This is a genomic window from Gulbenkiania mobilis (assembly GCA_004346645.1).
GTDB lineage: Bacteria > Pseudomonadota > Gammaproteobacteria > Burkholderiales > Chromobacteriaceae > Gulbenkiania > Gulbenkiania mobilis.
In genome coordinates, this window is the sequence record SMDA01000001.1 from 57,486 (window position 1) to 72,466 (window position 14,981).

The 14,981-nt window shown below is 65.3% G+C and carries 14 protein-coding genes; 10 read left to right on the forward strand and 4 right to left on the reverse strand.

What is annotated here, in order from left to right:
- Nucleotides 1-6: 6 nt before the first annotated feature.
- From pssA to EV669_RS00275, 4 genes are all read right to left on the reverse strand, one after another.
- Complete coding sequence (gene pssA, locus EV669_RS00260; protein ID WP_132097589.1) at nt 7-1,368, reverse strand: CDP-diacylglycerol--serine O-phosphatidyltransferase; 1,362 nt, start codon at nt 1,366-1,368, stop codon at nt 7-9.
- Nucleotides 1,369-1,451: 83 nt separating this feature from the next.
- Entirely contained in the window at nt 1,452-2,552 is a 1,101-nt protein-coding gene (locus tag EV669_RS00265; RefSeq protein ID WP_132097590.1) for a polyamine ABC transporter substrate-binding protein, read from the reverse strand.
- 153 nt (nt 2,553-2,705) lie between these two features.
- Complete coding sequence (locus EV669_RS14265) at nt 2,706-2,828, reverse strand: hypothetical protein (RefSeq protein ID WP_404810828.1); 123 nt, start codon at nt 2,826-2,828, stop codon at nt 2,706-2,708.
- Complete coding sequence (locus EV669_RS00275) at nt 2,770-3,993, reverse strand: glutamine synthetase family protein (RefSeq protein WP_132097592.1); 1,224 nt, start codon at nt 3,991-3,993, stop codon at nt 2,770-2,772. Before EV669_RS00275 ends, EV669_RS14265 begins: the two co-directional genes overlap by 59 nt.
- A gap of 343 nt (nt 3,994-4,336) precedes the next feature.
- Here EV669_RS00275 and EV669_RS00280 point away from each other — a divergent pair, with 343 nt between their 5' ends.
- The 10 genes from EV669_RS00280 to EV669_RS00325 all read left to right on the forward strand — a co-directional run bounded on the left by EV669_RS00280 (nt 4,337) and on the right by EV669_RS00325 (nt 14,980).
- Nucleotides 4,337-4,912, forward strand: a complete 576-nt coding sequence (locus EV669_RS00280) for an RNA pyrophosphohydrolase (RefSeq protein WP_055434226.1) — start codon at nt 4,337-4,339, stop codon at nt 4,910-4,912.
- On the forward strand, nt 4,909-5,511 hold the full coding sequence (locus tag EV669_RS00285) for a DUF2238 domain-containing protein (RefSeq protein ID WP_132097593.1): 603 nt from the start codon (nt 4,909-4,911) through the stop codon (nt 5,509-5,511). The genes EV669_RS00280 and EV669_RS00285 overlap by 4 nt, the downstream gene beginning before the upstream one ends.
- A 40-nt stretch (nt 5,512-5,551) precedes the next feature.
- Nucleotides 5,552-7,516 (forward strand): DNA topoisomerase IV subunit B, encoded by a 1,965-nt coding sequence (parE, locus tag EV669_RS00290; protein WP_132097594.1) that lies wholly within the window; start codon nt 5,552-5,554, stop codon nt 7,514-7,516.
- Nucleotides 7,517-8,299: 783 nt separating this feature from the next.
- Complete coding sequence (locus EV669_RS00295; protein ID WP_318271286.1) at nt 8,300-8,809, forward strand: GGDEF domain-containing protein; 510 nt, start codon at nt 8,300-8,302, stop codon at nt 8,807-8,809.
- A gap of 80 nt (nt 8,810-8,889) precedes the next feature.
- The gene (hemE, locus tag EV669_RS00300) at nt 8,890-9,954 is read left to right on the forward strand and encodes a uroporphyrinogen decarboxylase (RefSeq protein WP_054287016.1); all 1,065 of its coding nucleotides are present in this window, start codon (nt 8,890-8,892) and stop codon (nt 9,952-9,954) included.
- 147 nt (nt 9,955-10,101) lie between these two features.
- Nucleotides 10,102-12,327, forward strand: a complete 2,226-nt coding sequence (locus tag EV669_RS00305; RefSeq protein WP_318271253.1) for a primosomal protein N' — start codon at nt 10,102-10,104, stop codon at nt 12,325-12,327.
- Nucleotides 12,327-13,691, forward strand: coding sequence for a D-alanyl-D-alanine carboxypeptidase/D-alanyl-D-alanine endopeptidase (gene dacB / locus EV669_RS00310; RefSeq protein WP_318271254.1), 1,365 nt, complete (start codon nt 12,327-12,329; stop codon nt 13,689-13,691). The genes EV669_RS00305 and dacB overlap by 1 nt, the downstream gene beginning before the upstream one ends.
- 42 nt (nt 13,692-13,733) lie before the next feature.
- Nucleotides 13,734-13,991 (forward strand): glutaredoxin 3, encoded by a 258-nt coding sequence (gene grxC / locus EV669_RS00315; RefSeq protein WP_054285405.1) that lies wholly within the window; start codon nt 13,734-13,736, stop codon nt 13,989-13,991.
- 84 nt (nt 13,992-14,075) lie between these two features.
- Nucleotides 14,076-14,534: a protein-export chaperone SecB gene (gene secB, locus EV669_RS00320; protein WP_054285406.1), complete on the forward strand. Its 459-nt coding sequence runs from the start codon at nt 14,076-14,078 to the stop codon at nt 14,532-14,534.
- A 5-nt stretch (nt 14,535-14,539) separates the two neighbouring features.
- Complete coding sequence (locus tag EV669_RS00325; protein ID WP_054285407.1) at nt 14,540-14,980, forward strand: SH3 domain-containing protein; 441 nt, start codon at nt 14,540-14,542, stop codon at nt 14,978-14,980.
- Nucleotide 14,981 lies beyond the last annotated feature (1 nt).

Below are 14,981 nucleotides of genomic sequence, written 5' to 3' on the forward strand. Positions count from 1 at the left end.
CGTGCCTTACAGCAGTCGGTAAAGAAGGCGATGGATGCCTACCGGGCCCAGACGGCGCAGCAGCTGGCGCACCTTGGGCGGATAATCGTGCGGGGTTTCCAGCGCGCTGTAATGGTCGATCCGCGAAGTATGGGCCAGAATGCGGGCCAGTTCGGCTTCGCGCGATGCCTGCAGGCGGTTGTCGGGGTCATGGATGAGCAGCGCATTTTCCAGGTCCAACCGGAATGCGCGCGGATTGAGGTTGTTGCCGGTAAGCAGCTGGTACCGGTCATCCACCCACATCCCCTTGAGGTGGTAGGTATGGTGGTCGTGCTGCCACAGGCGGATGTGAAGCTTTTGCCGGTCGATGGCGGTCTGCTGCTGGCGGGCGAAGCGTCGTAGCCGGATTTCGTACAGATAAGGCAGAGCCCCGATCGACTTGAAGGGCTGGTCCGGCGGAATGTAGAAGTCGTTGGCCGTCTTGGCGCCGACGATCAGTGTCACCGTCCGCCCGCGCCGCAACAGCGAGGCGATCGCCTGCTCCAGAAGGGTGGGCAGGTTGAAGTAGGGGGTGCAGAGGGTCAGGTGCTCGCTGGTCTCTTCCACCAGTTGCAGGATCAGCCGGTTTAACCGGTTGCGCTTGCCCAACCCCAGATAGGGGGTGATGCTCAGCCCGCCATCCTCACTCAGCGTGCTGCCGGCAAGGGCGTACTGACTTTGCTCCAGCTGGGCGCGGAACTGGCGGATGCGGTTGTTGTGGGCCGGATCGGGCAGGGTCGGCTGGTCCAGGCGCCGCACGGCAGGGTTGGCCGAAAGCATGCCGGTCATCCAGGCCGACATCGCCTGAGCCAGGTCGCGCTGCCGGATCAGATGGTAGCGGTCGTAGCGGTACTGGCCCAGCTTGTCGAGGTAGACATTGTTGAGGCTGGCGCCGCTGTAGATCACGGTGTCGTCGATGACGAACCCCTTCAGATGAAACACTCCGAAGATCTCGCGCGTCTGCACCGGCACCCCGTAAATCGGGACGGAGGCTTCGTGCAGTGCGGCCTGGGCCTGATACCACGCCGCGTTGCCGGCATGCTTTTTCTGCCCCACCAGACCGCGTCGGGCACGGTGCCAGTCCACGAACACGCGGATATCGAGACCGGGCTGTGCCGCCTTGGCCGCGTACAGGGCATCCAGAATCTCCTGGCCGCCTTCATCTTCCTGCAGGTACAGGGCCGCGATGTGGATGCGGCTGCGGGCGGCATGGATCAGCGCCAGCAGGCGGATGCGGAAGGCGGCCGTGCTATCCAGCACTTCAACCGCGTCCGCATCCAGGCGGAAGGCGGGTTGGGTGACGGGCAGACGGCGCGGGCGGAAAGGACGAAACGGCAGGCGATAGCGCATGGACTGGTTGAACCGGAAAGTGAACCGTTAGGAACGGCAAAGGCCGGCCGCAGTTCCCTGCAGCCGGCCGCACCCTGCACAGTTTACTTCTTCATCGTCTTGATTTCCTGCCACAGGCGCGTGGTCAGGCGCTGCGTCTTCGCATCCATCGACATCATGACAAAGCTGTTCTTCATGTCGGCCGAGCTCGGGAAGATAGAGCGGTTGTTAAGGTACTCGGGCTTGATCAGCTTGCGTGCCTCAAGGTTGCCCGGCGCGTAGGTGACGAAGTTGGCGTTGGCCGCCGCCACTTTGGCGCTGATGTTGTAATCGATGAAGCGGTAGGCGTTATCGATGTTCTGGGCATCCTTGGGGATCACCATGCTGTCGATCCAGATCGCTACCCCCTCCTTGGGCACCAGGGGCTCCACCTTCACCCCGTTCTTAGCCTCTTCGGCACGGCGCTTGGCGATGTTGAGGTCGCCACCATAACCGAGCACCACGCACAGGTCACCGTTGGCCAGCTCGTTGATGTAGCCCGAGGAGGAAAAACGGGTGACATAAGGACGGATCTTTTTCAGAAGATCGGCCGCTGCCTTGTAATCCGCCTCGTTCTTGCTGTTGGGGTCTTTGCCGAGGTAGCGCAGCGCCATCGGGAACACCTCGGCGGGCGAGTCCAGCATGCTGATACCGCAGCCCTTGAGCTTGGATGCCACCGCGGGGTTGAAGAGAAGATCCCACTGCTTGTCGGGCAACTTGCCTCCCAGCGCCTTTTGCACCTTGTCCGGCAGGATGCCCAGCGTGTTCACGCCCCAGAAGTACGGCACTGCATACTTGTTGCCCGGGTCGAACTGTGCCATCAGCTTGAGGAGTTCCGGGTCGAGCTGTTTGTAGTTCTTAAGCTTGGTCTTGTCCAGCGGCAGATAAAGGTTAGCCTGTATCTGTTTGGCCAGAAAGGTATTGCTGGGGACCACGATATCGTAACCGGACTTGCCGGTCAGCATCTTGGCCTGCAGGATCTCATTGCTGTCATACACGTCGTAGCGCACCTTGATGCCGGTTTCCTTCTGGAAATTCGGTACCGTGTCCTCGGCGATGTAGTCCGACCAGTTGTAGACATTGAGCAGCTTGCTTGCGGCAAGTGCCGGTTGAAGGGAGAAGGCGAACACGCCGCCGGCGACAGACAAGGCTAACCGGTATTTCATCAATACATCCTCCGCTAGAGTTGCACTGCATGGCCTGGTTGAGCGGCCCTTCCCGCAGAAGGGCGTCAAGCCAGATTAAGGTCCAGCCCGTTGCAGGGGCAAGGCAGGGGTGTCTGGGGACGCCTCTTCTGCTATCCGTCTGTGACACCGAGGTTACACTCGGCTGCTCAGGCAGCGGTGTTCCCAAGGGGTAATCTCGCGTGCGAAAGCAGCCAGTTCATGTCGGCGCAGGGCTGCGTAGCGCGTCACGAAGGCTGGGCCCAGCGCTTCCTTCAGCCAGTCGCAGCCCAGCATCCCGCTCAGGGCGGCCTCCGGCGTGGGGGGGCAGGCTGGCCGTCGCGGCATACGCACTGTCGGCCAGCGGCGGACGCGGAGTCTGCGCCTCGTCCATCCCCCGCAACCCGGCAGCCAGCGAGGCCGCTAGAGCGAGGTAGGGGTTGCAGTCGATGCCCGGAAGGCGGTTTTCCACCCGGCGGGCCTCTGGCGCGGAGTGGGGCACCCTGAGTCCGCAGGTGCGGTTGTCCTCACCCCATTCCATATTTACCGGGGCAGCGCTGTGAGCTACTAGGCGGCGCCAGGAGTTCACATACGGTGCCATCACGGGCAGGGCTGCGGCCAGCCCCTGCTGCCCTGCCAGGAAACCCAGAAATGCGCCGCTCGCCTCGCCCGTCTCCTCTGAGAAGACATTCCGACCGCTGTCCGCGTGGATCACGCTTTGGTGCACATGCATGGCACTGCCCGGAGCGTCCGCCAGCGGTTTGGCCATGAAGCACGCCTGCCAACCGCTAGCGGCCGCTGTCTGACGCGCCAGCCGTTTGAAGAGCAGCACGCTCTCTGCACGGCTGCGTGCCTCACCATGGTGCAGGTTGACCTCGAACTGACCGGAACCCACCTCTGCGAGTAACATCGTGGTGCCCAGCCCGGCGGTTTCGCAGGCGCCCAGCAGACGGTCGAGCACTGCGGTGGCGGGGCCGCTGCGATCCATCCCGTAAGGGTCAGCCGGCGTCGGGGCGGCCCCTTCAACCGACGGGTCTGGCAGCAGATAAAACTCGATCTCGGGCGCGACAATCGGGATGAGGCCGCGCGCCGCATAGGCCGTAAGCACCCGGTCCAGCACGGCGCGGGGTGCCCAGGCCACCGGCGCCCCTTCCGGGGTGCGCAGATCGCACAGCACCCAGCCGCGCCCAGGGGGCAGCGGATCGGCCCACGCAGTTTCCTCATCCGGGTACAGCGCCATGTCAGGATCGCTGGCGTCAACCAGCTCCTGCAGGCAGTCGCCGGTGATCGCCTGCACCAGCGCCACCTGCGGAAAGGCCAGCGGGCTCGCCAGAAGCGTCTCCACCTTCACTGTCTTGCCGCGTGGGCGGCCCCAAAGGTCGAAGAACAGACAATCGACGTGCATCACGGCGTGCGCACGAAAAAACTCCACCAGTGTCTTCATGTGTTTTCCTGGACTAAAAGAAAGGACCACCAAGGGGCGGGCAGGTCAGCAGGAAAAAGGTTGGCCGAAGGCGGTGAAGGGCTGGATGAAAAAACCGAGTGCCACCAGCCGCCGTGTGCGCGCCGGCCAAGACGGTAGCGGTCGCTCCCGCAGCGCAGGACAGGGGAGAGGCGGGCAGTTGGGCTGCATGAAGGTTTCCGTGTGGGTGTCTATTTTTTGTAAGCAAGACGGGGGAGGGTGTCAAATATCTTCGACGCCCCCGGCAGCCAGGACCGGACCTGCGTGGTCAGGGCGGGCGAAATGTGCAAAAATTGGGCCAACTTGATGAATTGCAGGTTTTTTCATGCTGGACCGGGACGGATACCGCCCCAATGTCGGAATCATCCTCATCAACCACCGCAATCAGGTGTTCTGGGGCAAGCGGGTGCGCGAGCACTCGTGGCAGTTTCCGCAAGGGGGCATTAAACCGGGCGAGAGCCCCGAAGCGGCCATGTACCGCGAGCTCTTGGAAGAAGTCGGTCTGTTGCCGCAGCACGTCAGGATCCTGGGGCGCACCCGCGACTGGCTGCGCTATGACGTACCCACCAACTGGGTACGGCGTGAATGGCGGGGCAGCTACAAAGGCCAGAAACAGATCTGGTTCCTGCTCAAGCTGGTGGGCCGTGACAGCGACGTGTGCCTGCGCGCTACCAACCATCCGGAGTTTGACGGCTGGCGCTGGAACGATTACTGGGCACCGGTGGACGCGGTCATCGAATTCAAGCGCGATGTTTACGAGCGCGCGCTGCGCGAGCTGACCCGTTTCGTGCGTGGCGTTGAAAGCCGTGAGGCCTATCTGCGCCGCCTGGGCCATCAGGAGGGCGACCGTGAGGATGCCGCCAGCGTGCCCGACCTGCCGGACCGGGGGCACAGCGCATGAGCGACACGCCGCGCCCGTGGCTGCCCTTCGGGCTCGTGGCTTTGGTGGCTGTGTGGTCCTTCATCGCGCCCCATGACCGAGCTACATGGTGGATGGAGGCGCTGCCGGCCGTAGTCGGGCTGCCGCTCGTTCTCGTTTTGTGGCCCCGCTTCCCCTGGACCCGTCTGGCCGTGTGGCTGATGGCAGTACATGCGATCATCCTGCTGGTTGGCGCGCACTACACCTATGCCCTGACCCCGTTGGGGTTCTGGCTGCAGGAAGCATTCGACCTCTCGCGCAACCATTACGACCGGCTGGGCCATCTGGCGCAGGGTTTCATTCCCGCCATCCTTGCGCGCGAGGTACTTGGGCGGCGGCTGCGATTGGGCCGGGGGTGGCTGCTGTTCCTGTCCACCTGCTTCTGTCTGGCTTTCTCGGCCCTGTACGAACTGATCGAGTGGGCGGCCGCGCTTGCTCTGGGGGAGGGGGCCGATGCCTTCCTCGCCACACAGGGCGATCCTTGGGACACCCAATGGGACATGTTCCTCGCGCTGACGGGCGCGCTCGCGGCCCAGGGGCTTCTGGGGCACTTGCATGATCGCCAGCTTGCCCGCATGTAACGCACTTTAGGCTGCAAGGCCGCTTTCGCTTGCCACATACATGAGCCAACACTACGACGAATCTTCCGTCCGGGTGCTCAAGGGCCTGGAGCCCGTCAAAGAGCGTCCGGGCATGTACACCCGCACCACCGACCCCACCCATATCTGCCAGGAAGTCATCGACAACGCTGCCGACGAGGCATTGGGCGGCTTTGCGCGCCGCATTGCCGTCACGGTGCATCTGGATGGTTCGCTGTCGGTGGAGGACGATGGGCGTGGTATCCCGGTGGGACTGCACCCGCAGGAAGGGGTGCCTGTGGTGGAACTGGTGTTCACCCGGCTGCATGCGGGCGGCAAGTTCAACAAAAAGGATGGAGGGGCCTACGCCTTCTCCGGCGGCCTGCACGGTGTCGGGGTGTCGGTGACCAACGCGCTCTCGACCCGGCTGGAGGTGGAGGTGCGGCGCGATGGCGGCGTGTGGCGCATGGCTTTTGCCGGTGGCGACGTGGTGGAGCCGCTGGCACGCGTGGGCGAGTGCAAGCCCCGCACCAGCGGTACCCGGGTGCGCGTCTGGCCGGATGCCCGCTATTTCGAAAGCCCGCGCTATTCGATGTCGGAGCTGGAGCGCTTGCTGCGCGCGAAGGCGGTACTGCTGCCGGGCGTGACGGTGACGTTGACGGTCGAGCGGCCGGAAGCGCCCGAGATACGGCAGTGGCAATATCCGGAAGGCCTCAAGAGCTATCTGGCCGAGCTCTTCAACGGCGACGAGCCGGTGGCGCCGCTGTTCTCGGCCGAGGCCTACATCGGCCGGGACCATGAACAGTTCGCGCCCGGCGAGGGCGCCCAGTGGGCGCTGGCCTGGTTCGAGGATGGCGCGGGGGGCGAGAGCTACGTCAACCTGATTCCCACTCCGTCTGGCGGTACCCACGAAGCCGGCCTGCGCGCTGGTGTCTTCGAGGCGGTGAAAAGTTTTGTTGACCACCACAACCTGCTGCCGCGCGGGGTGAAACTGATGGCCGAGGACGTATGGAGCCGTGTGCGCTTCGTGCTGTCGGCACGGGTCCTCGATCCGCAGTTTCAGGGGCAGACCAAGGAGAAGCTCACCAGCCGCGATGCCCTCAAGCTGGTGGCGACCTTGGTGCGCGACCCGGTGGAACTGTGGCTCAACCAGCATGTAGAGGCCGGCAAGAAGATTGCGGAACTGGCCATCCGCCAAGCCCAGTCGCGACTGAAGTCGGTCAAGAAAGTCGAGAAGAAGAAAGGCTCGGGCGTCGCCGTACTGCCGGGCAAGCTGACCGACTGCGAAAGCGAGGATATCGAGCGCAACGAGCTCTTCCTGGTGGAAGGGGACTCTGCCGGAGGTTCGGCCAAGCTTGCGCGCGACAAGGAATACCAAGCCATCCTGCCCTTGCGCGGCAAGGTGCTCAACAGTTGGGAAACCGACCGGGACCAACTCTTCTCCAACGCGGAGATCCACGATATTTCAGTGGCCATCGGCGTGGACCCGCATGCCCCGGGCGACGAAGTGGATCTCTCGGGACTGCGCTACGGTAAGATCGCCATCCTTTCCGATGCCGATGTGGATGGTTCGCACATCCAGGTGCTGCTGCTCACGCTGTTCTACCGCCATTTCTCGCGCCTGTTGGAAAAGGGCCACATCTACATCGCCCAGCCGCCGCTTTATCGGGTGGACGTGCCGGGACAGGGCAAGAGCCGGCCGCCGCGCAAGATCTACGCACTCGACGAAGCAGAACTGACGGCCACCTTGGAGCGGCTGCGCAGCGAGAACGTGCGTGAAAGCAGTCTGGCCATCAGCCGATTCAAGGGCTTGGGCGAAATGAACCCCGAGCAGTTGCGGGACACCACCATGCATCCGGACACGCGACGGCTGACGCAGGTGCGCATTCGCCCGGGGGCCCTGGACGAGACGCGACGCATGTTCTCCATGCTGATGGGTAAGGGCGAGGCCGCCAGCCGGCGCAGCTGGATGGAGGCCCGCGGCAATGAGGTGGAAGCCGACGTTTAAGCCGCGGCTTCGGCCAACGTTCTTCCGGGAATCCCTTTTCCATCAGGGTGTTGAGTCTGCCGGACAGGGCGCCTAGACTGACGGCATGACCCGCCCCGAAGAAACCGATAGCCAAATACGCAGCGCGGCGCTCGCCTATCTGGCCTCGCCATGGCACGTGCTGGCCTTTGCACCGGCGATGGAGCGGGCGTTTCGTGCGGACACTCTGGCTGGCCGGCTGCGACGCTACCGGTCCTTCGGCCTCGTCGGCATCCTGATCTACATGGCCTACACTGGCGTCGACTGGTTCGCGCTGCACGACATCTTTCCCTCCATCTGGCCGTGGCGCCTTCTGGGCATGCCCCTGATCACCGGCTCGGTCATCGCCCTCAGCTTCTGGCGCCGCTTCCAGCCGTGGTGTGACCTGGGCATGGTGGGGGCCACCACCCTCGGTACCTTGGCCCTGGTGGTCTTCTTTTCCCTGAGCCTCACCCCGGCCTCCAACCACTATTACGGCGGGGTGTTGCTGTGTGGGGTATACCTGATGTTTGTGCTGCGCACTGGCTTCGTGCCCACGGCTTGGGGATGCGGTTTCATCCTGGCAGGCTTCACGCTGGCGCTGGAAGGGCTACAGGGGGTGGATCCGCCTACCCGCCTGGTGATCGCCGCCGTCACGGCCTCCACCCTGCTGCTGGGGCTGGCCGGTCTCTACCAGTTGGAGCGCGACGAGCGGCGTAGCTATGCGCTGGCCCTGCTGCGGAGGATGGCGCCGCACTGGCGCAAGCCAATGCACGGCTGGCGCAGCTGTCTGCGGTGGACGGCCTTACCGGGCTGCTCAACCGGCGGGCCTTCGAGACCAGGCTGCACGAAGTGTGGGAGGCCGCGGCCACAACCGGGGGCGAGGTCGGGCTGCTGTTCATCGATGTGGACGAATTCAAGGCGTTTAACGATTTCTATGGCCATCAGGCTGGGGACGAGGTGCTCAGGCAGGTGGCGCGCCTTCTGGATGCTCATACCCGTGCCACTGCCGACATCGCCGCACGCTACGGTGGCGAGGAGTTTCTGGTGCTCATGCCCGGCTGTAGTCGGCATGCGGCGTTAGAGCGGGCCGAACGCCTGCGGGCAGGCATCGAAGCGGCGTGCATGGAGCATGCAGCCTCGCCGGTGCAGGGCTGCGTCACCGTGAGCATCGGTCTGGCCACACAGCACCCCGCTTCGGGGGTGGACCCGGCCGCGCTGGTGCGGGCTGCGGACGAGGCGCTCTATGCCGCCAAGGCTGCCGGACGCAACCGGGTGATGATGCCTTCGGCCTGAGCGGCTGCGGCTTGCGCCAAACCGGCGGTCCGCGCCGCAGCCGGTTATAATGCCGGCGGACTTTTCACTTCACAGCCATCATGACCGCTCTCAAAAACGATACCTTCCTGCGTGCGCTCTGCAAGGAGCCTGTTGACTACACGCCCGTCTGGATGATGCGCCAGGCCGGGCGTTACCTGCCCGAATACCGGGCCACGCGGGCCCGCGCCGGCAGCTTCATGGGACTGTGCACCAGCCCGGACTATGCGACGGAAGTGACACTGCAGCCGCTTGAACGCTTCCCGCTGGATGCGGCCATTCTGTTCTCCGACATCCTGACGGTGCCGGACGCGATGGGCCTGGGTCTGTATTTTGCCGAAGGGGAAGGGCCAAAGTTCCAGCGTCCGGTGCGGGACGAGGCTGCGGTGCACGCCTTGGCGGTACCGCATGTGGAAGACCGGCTGGGCTACGTGATCGACGCTGTGGCCAGTATCCGTAAGGCACTGGACGGCCGGGTGCCGCTGATCGGTTTCTCCGGCAGCCCCTACACCTTGGCGTGCTATATGGTGGAGGGCGGCGGCTCGGATGACTTCCGGCATATCAAGGCGATGCTCTACAGCCGGCCCGACCTGCTGCATCGCATCCTCGAAGTGAACACCGAGGCGGTGACCGCCTATCTGAATGCCCAGATTGAGGCTGGCGCGCAGGCAGTCCAGATTTTTGACACCTGGGGCGGCTCGCTCACCCCGTCCGCCTACCGCGAGTTCTCGCTGGCCTACATGCAGCGCATTGTGGCCGGGCTCAAGCGCGAGAACGAGGGCCGTCGCGTGCCGGTGATCGTGTTCACCAAGGGTGGAGGACAATGGCTGGAAGACATCGCGGCCATCGGTGCCGATGCGGTTGGCCTGGACTGGACCACCGACATCGGCCTGGCGCGCCAGCGGGTGGGCGACAGGGTGGCCCTGCAGGGCAACCTGGATCCGGCGGCCCTGTTCGGCTCGCCGGAATCGGTACGCCAGGAGGTAGCGCGGGTACTGGCCGCTTACGGACAAGGCAGCGGCCACGTCTTCAACCTCGGGCATGGCATCTCGCAGCATGTGGATCCTGCCAATGCCGCCGCCTTGGTCGAAGCGGTGCACAGCCTGTCGCGCCCCTACCACGCCTGAGACCCCCGACCGGGACAGGCCGGGGCTGCTTTGCACCTGTCCCTTCGGTAGCCTATTTTTTGCGCAGTCTGACCGAAAGCCCGGCCTGCCGGGCTTTCGGCACACCCATCCAGCCTCTGTTCACACGGTTATCCACAATAGCTGTGCATGGCATCTGACGCCTGCGTGGCGCCTTACCGGATACTGCTTTTCATGGCCAACGACGTCTATCTTCAGGTTGCCGTGGACGTACCGCTGCGGGAGACCTTCACCTACTGCTGCGAGCGGCCGCTGCCTACCGGAACACGGGTGGCCGTCCCGTTCGGGCCGCGGCGTGTCTGTGGCATCGTAACCGGGCCGTCGGCGCCGGGCGGGCTCGACCCGGCACGCATCAAGCCGGTGCTGGAAATCTTCGACGACCTGCCCCCGCTGCCTGTCAGCTTCCTGGAGATGGTGGCGTTTGCCGCGGCCTATTATCACCATCCCTATGGCCAGACACTGTTCACCGCACTGCCCACGGCGCTGCGCCAGCCGGGGAATGTGCGTCTGCCTGATCGCCGGCACTGGTGGCTGACACCCGCAGGGCGGGAGACGCCGCCTCCCGCGGCCCACCGGGCGCGGCGGGCAGTGTGGCAGGCACTGGCTGAGGAAGCCTGTACGCTGGCGGCGCTGCGCCCGCTGGCCCCGCAGGCCAGCGCGATCCTGAAGGCATGGTTGGCCGAAGGCCGGGTGGCCAGCGGTGAGCCGGCTGCGCTGTCTTTTCGCGAGGGCCCGGTCCTGGCGCTTAACGGCGAGCAGCAGACGGTCCTGCAGGCCCTTGCGGGTGCGCTGGCGCAGGGGTTCTCCGCCTGGCTGCTGCACGGTATCACCGGCAGTGGCAAGACCGAGGTCTACCTGCAGCTGATGGCCCGTGTGCTCGCGGCCGGCCAACAGGTCTTGGTGCTGATCCCGGAAATCAACCTCACCCCGCAACTGATCGAGCGCTTCGCAGCCCGCTTTCCCGACACGCCGCTGGTCACCCTGCACAGCGGTCTGTCGGACGGCGAGCGGCTGGCGGGCTGGGTGGATGGCTGGCAGGGGCGGGCGGGCATCGTCATCGGCACTCGGCTGGCGGTGTTCACTCCGCTGCCGCGGCTCGGCCTGATCGTGGTGGACGAAGAGCACGACACCTCGTTCAAGCAGCAGGAGGGGCTGCGCTACCATGCGCGCGACCTGGCCGTCTGGCGTGCGCATCAGGCCGCCGTACCGGTGGTGCTGGGCAGCGCCACCCCCAGCCTAGAAAGCCTGGCCAACGTCGAGGCCGGCCGCTACCGGCGCCTGCGTCTGACGCAGCGGGCGCACGGCGCTGCGCGGCTGCCCGAAGTGCAGCTGATCGATATGCGGCGCAAGAAGCGCACCGAAGGGTTGGCCGAAGAGTCGGTGGAGGCCCTGCGTACGGCACAGCGTGCCGGGCAGATGAGCCTGGTGTTCATCAACCGTCGTGGCTATGCCCCGGTGCTGGCATGTACCGACTGCGGCTGGACTTCCGGTTGCCCGCATTGCAGCAGCAAGCTCGTCATCCACCTGCCCGAGCGGCGGTTGCGCTGTCACCATTGCGGCTGGGACGCGCCGGTGCCCGGCAGCTGCCCGGATTGCGGCAACGTGGACATCCGGCCACTGGGTGAGGGAACGCAACGGTTGGAGGCGGCGCTGACGGCCATGCTGCCTGAGGCACGGCTGCTGCGTATCGACCGGGATACCACCCGGCGCAAGGACGACTGGGACCAGCTCTACCAGCGCATCCAGGCGGAGGAAGTGGATGTCCTCGTCGGCACGCAGATGCTGGCCAAGGGCCACGACTTTGGCAGCCTGGGCCTGGTGGTGGTGCTCAATGCCGACAGCGGGCTCTATTCTGCCGACTTCCGCGCCACCGAGCGGTTGTTCGCGTTGCTCAATCAGGTGGCAGGCCGCGCCGGTCGGGCGGATACGCCGGGCCGTGTCCTGATCCAGACCCAGTGGCCGGACCATCCCCTCTACCAGGCCCTGTGTCGGCACGACTTCGATGGCTACGCCCGCACCTTGGCCGAAGAGCGCCAGGCTGCCCGGTTCCCGCCCTATTGCAGCCAGGCCCTGCTGCGCGCTGATGCGCCCGATCTGAAGGATGCGATGGCTTTCCTCGACCGGCTGCGCGAAGCGCTGGAGCCCCTGGCCGAAGGTATCGAAATCGTCGGCCCCGCCCCGGCGCTGATGACCCGGCTGGCCGGACGCGAGCGGGCCCAGCTGAGTTTCGAGAGCTGCAGTCGCCAGCGGCTGCAGCATTTCCTGTCCGAGGCTGTGCCACAGGTGGAGGCGGCTGCTCGTCGTGCCAGCCGTTCCCTGCGCTGGTCGCTGGACGTCGATCCCCAGGAGACTTGATGTCCCATCGATGTATTGCCCTGCTGCTTATCCTGCTGTCCCCGCTGGCCGGCGCCCTCGACCTGCATGGTATGGCCCCGGACGAGATCACTGTCTGGGCCGCCCCGGTGGAAGGCGGCGCGCCGCTCGAAGCCCATCGGGCCGATGTGGCCGTGCAGCCGGCCTCGACGATGAAGCTGCTCACCAGCTGGGCTGCCCTGACCCGGCTGGGTCCGGACTACCGCTGGAAGACCCGGTTCGCCAGCAGCGCCCCCGTGGTCAACGGTGTGCTCAAGGGCGACCTCTACTGGGTGGGCAGCGGCGATCCACGCTTTTTGCTTTCCGATCTGCGCAGCATGCTCTACGACCTGCGCCTGCAGGGCATCCACACCATCGAAGGCCGGCTGGTGCTCGACAAGCAGGCCTATCGCGACATCGGTAGCGCCGACGGCTTTGCCGGGGATGCGGAGCGCCTGTTCAGCGTTGCGCCCGACACCCATCTGCTGGAGTGGAAGACGGCGTGGCTGCGGCTGGAGCCTGAGGCGGACGGCTGGGCGGTGCGGCTCGATCCGCCGCTGTCCGGCGTACGTGTTTCGGCCAACCTTCTGCGCGGTGGCAATGGGCCCTGCACGACGCCTGCCGAGCGGGTCAGTCTGCAGCAGTCCGGACTGGATCTGTACCTGAGCGGCACGTTGCCCCCGGCCTGCGCTGGCGAGCGCCTGCCCGTCAACTTGCCGCTGGATCACGACACCTATGCCACCGAGGCCTTCCGCAGCCAGTGGGAACTTCTGGGCGGCAAGGGGCCTGCCGGTCTGGACATCGCCCCCCTTCCGGCCGATGCGCGCGACCTGGTGCAGCATCTCTCGCCCCCCCTTGGCACCCTGCTTGCAGACGTCAACAAGTACAGCAACAACCCGATGGCCCGCAGCGTCTACCTGGCCTTGGGGCAGGGTTCGGCCCGTACCGCCGCGGCGGTGATCGCCGATACCCTGGCCCAAGCCGGTCTGCCGACCAGCCCGCTGGTGCTGGAAAACGGCGCCGGGCTGTCCCGGACCGAACGCGTCAGCGCTACGCTGCTTGGCAATATGCTCCTGAGCGCAGCGCGCCAACCGCATGCCGCTGACTTCGTCCATACGCTGCCGGCAGCCGGCGAGGAGGGAACCCTGAAGCGGCGCTTTGCCGCACTGGGCCCGCGGCTGCGTCTCAAGACCGGCACCCTGGACAATGTACGCGCCCTGGCTGGCTACTGGCAGGCGCGTGACGGTCGCCGTCTGGCCTTGGTGGCCATCGTCAATTCACCGCGCGCCCCCGCGCTACTGCCTGCCCTGGACGCCGTGGTGGTGGATATCGTCCGCCGCTTCGATGCGCAGGCCGGCGGGCGCTAGGGCTATAATCGGGGCCCGGCCCCCTGTTACGAGGACTTCGTCATGAAACCCGTCACCATGTACACCACGATGGTGTGCCCCTTCTGCACCATGGCCAAGCGTCTTCTGGCCAGCAAGGGCATCACCGATATCCAGGAAATCCGCATTGACCAGGACCCTGCAGAGCGCGACGCCATGATGGCACGCACCGGCCGCCGCACCGTCCCGCAGATCTACATCGGCGACACCCATGTCGGGGGCTTCGACGACCTCTCCGCGCTGGAGCGCGCAGGCAAGCTGGACGTCCTGCTGGCGGACTGACCGGCCGTGGCTGTCCGGGGCCATTTCATGCGATGATGCCGTTTTGCAAACCAACCCAACCCCTCCGGGGACGCGAGAAACACCATGAGCGACCAACAAGACCTGCAGCCCGTGTTTTCGATCGAAAAGATCTATGTGAAGGACGTTTCGCTGGAAGTGCCGCACGCGCCGCAGATCTACCTGGAACAGGCCCAGCCTGAAATCGACATGCAGCTGGCTTCCCAGGGCACCCAACTGGAAGAAGGCTTCTTTGAGTGCGCCCTCACGGTGACCGTAACCGCCAAGCTGCCCGAAAAAACCATGTTCCTGGCCGAAGTGTCCCAGGCGGGCATCTTCCGGGTGCAGAATGTCCCGGCCGAAGACCTGGACCCGATTCTCGGTGTGGCCTGCCCGAACATCCTCTTCCCCTATGCCCGCGAAGCGGTCTCCAGTCTAGTAAACCGTGCCGGCTTCCCGCCCGTGCTGCTCTCGCCGATCAACTTCGAGGCGCTCTACCTGCAGCAGCGCGCCCAAGCTGAAGGCGGCGAGTCCGCGGAAGCCTGATCGCCATGAAGCGCTGCTTGCTGATGCTGGCACTGGCGGCCGGAATCGCGGCGCCGGCCGGTGCGCTTGAATTCCGTTCGGTCAAGGAAACCGGGGTGGCACTCTACGAGGCCCCCTCCCTGACCGCACGTAAACTGTTTGTGGTCAGCCGCTACTATCCGGTGGAAGTGCTGTCCACACAGAAGGAATGGGCGCGCGTCCGTGATGCTTCGGGCGGCATTGCCTGGATTCCGGGGGCAGCCCTTTCCACCCAGCGTATGCTGCTGGTAACGGCCGAGCGCGCCGAGGTACGCGACAGTGCTGCAGCGGGCGCACCGCTACGCTTCGTGCTCACCCGCGATGCGGTGGTGGAAATGCAGGAAGAACCGCGTGCCGGCTGGGTTCGGGTACGCCACCGTGACGGCAGCAGCGGTTTTGCCCGTATTGTCGACCTGTGGGGACTGTGAG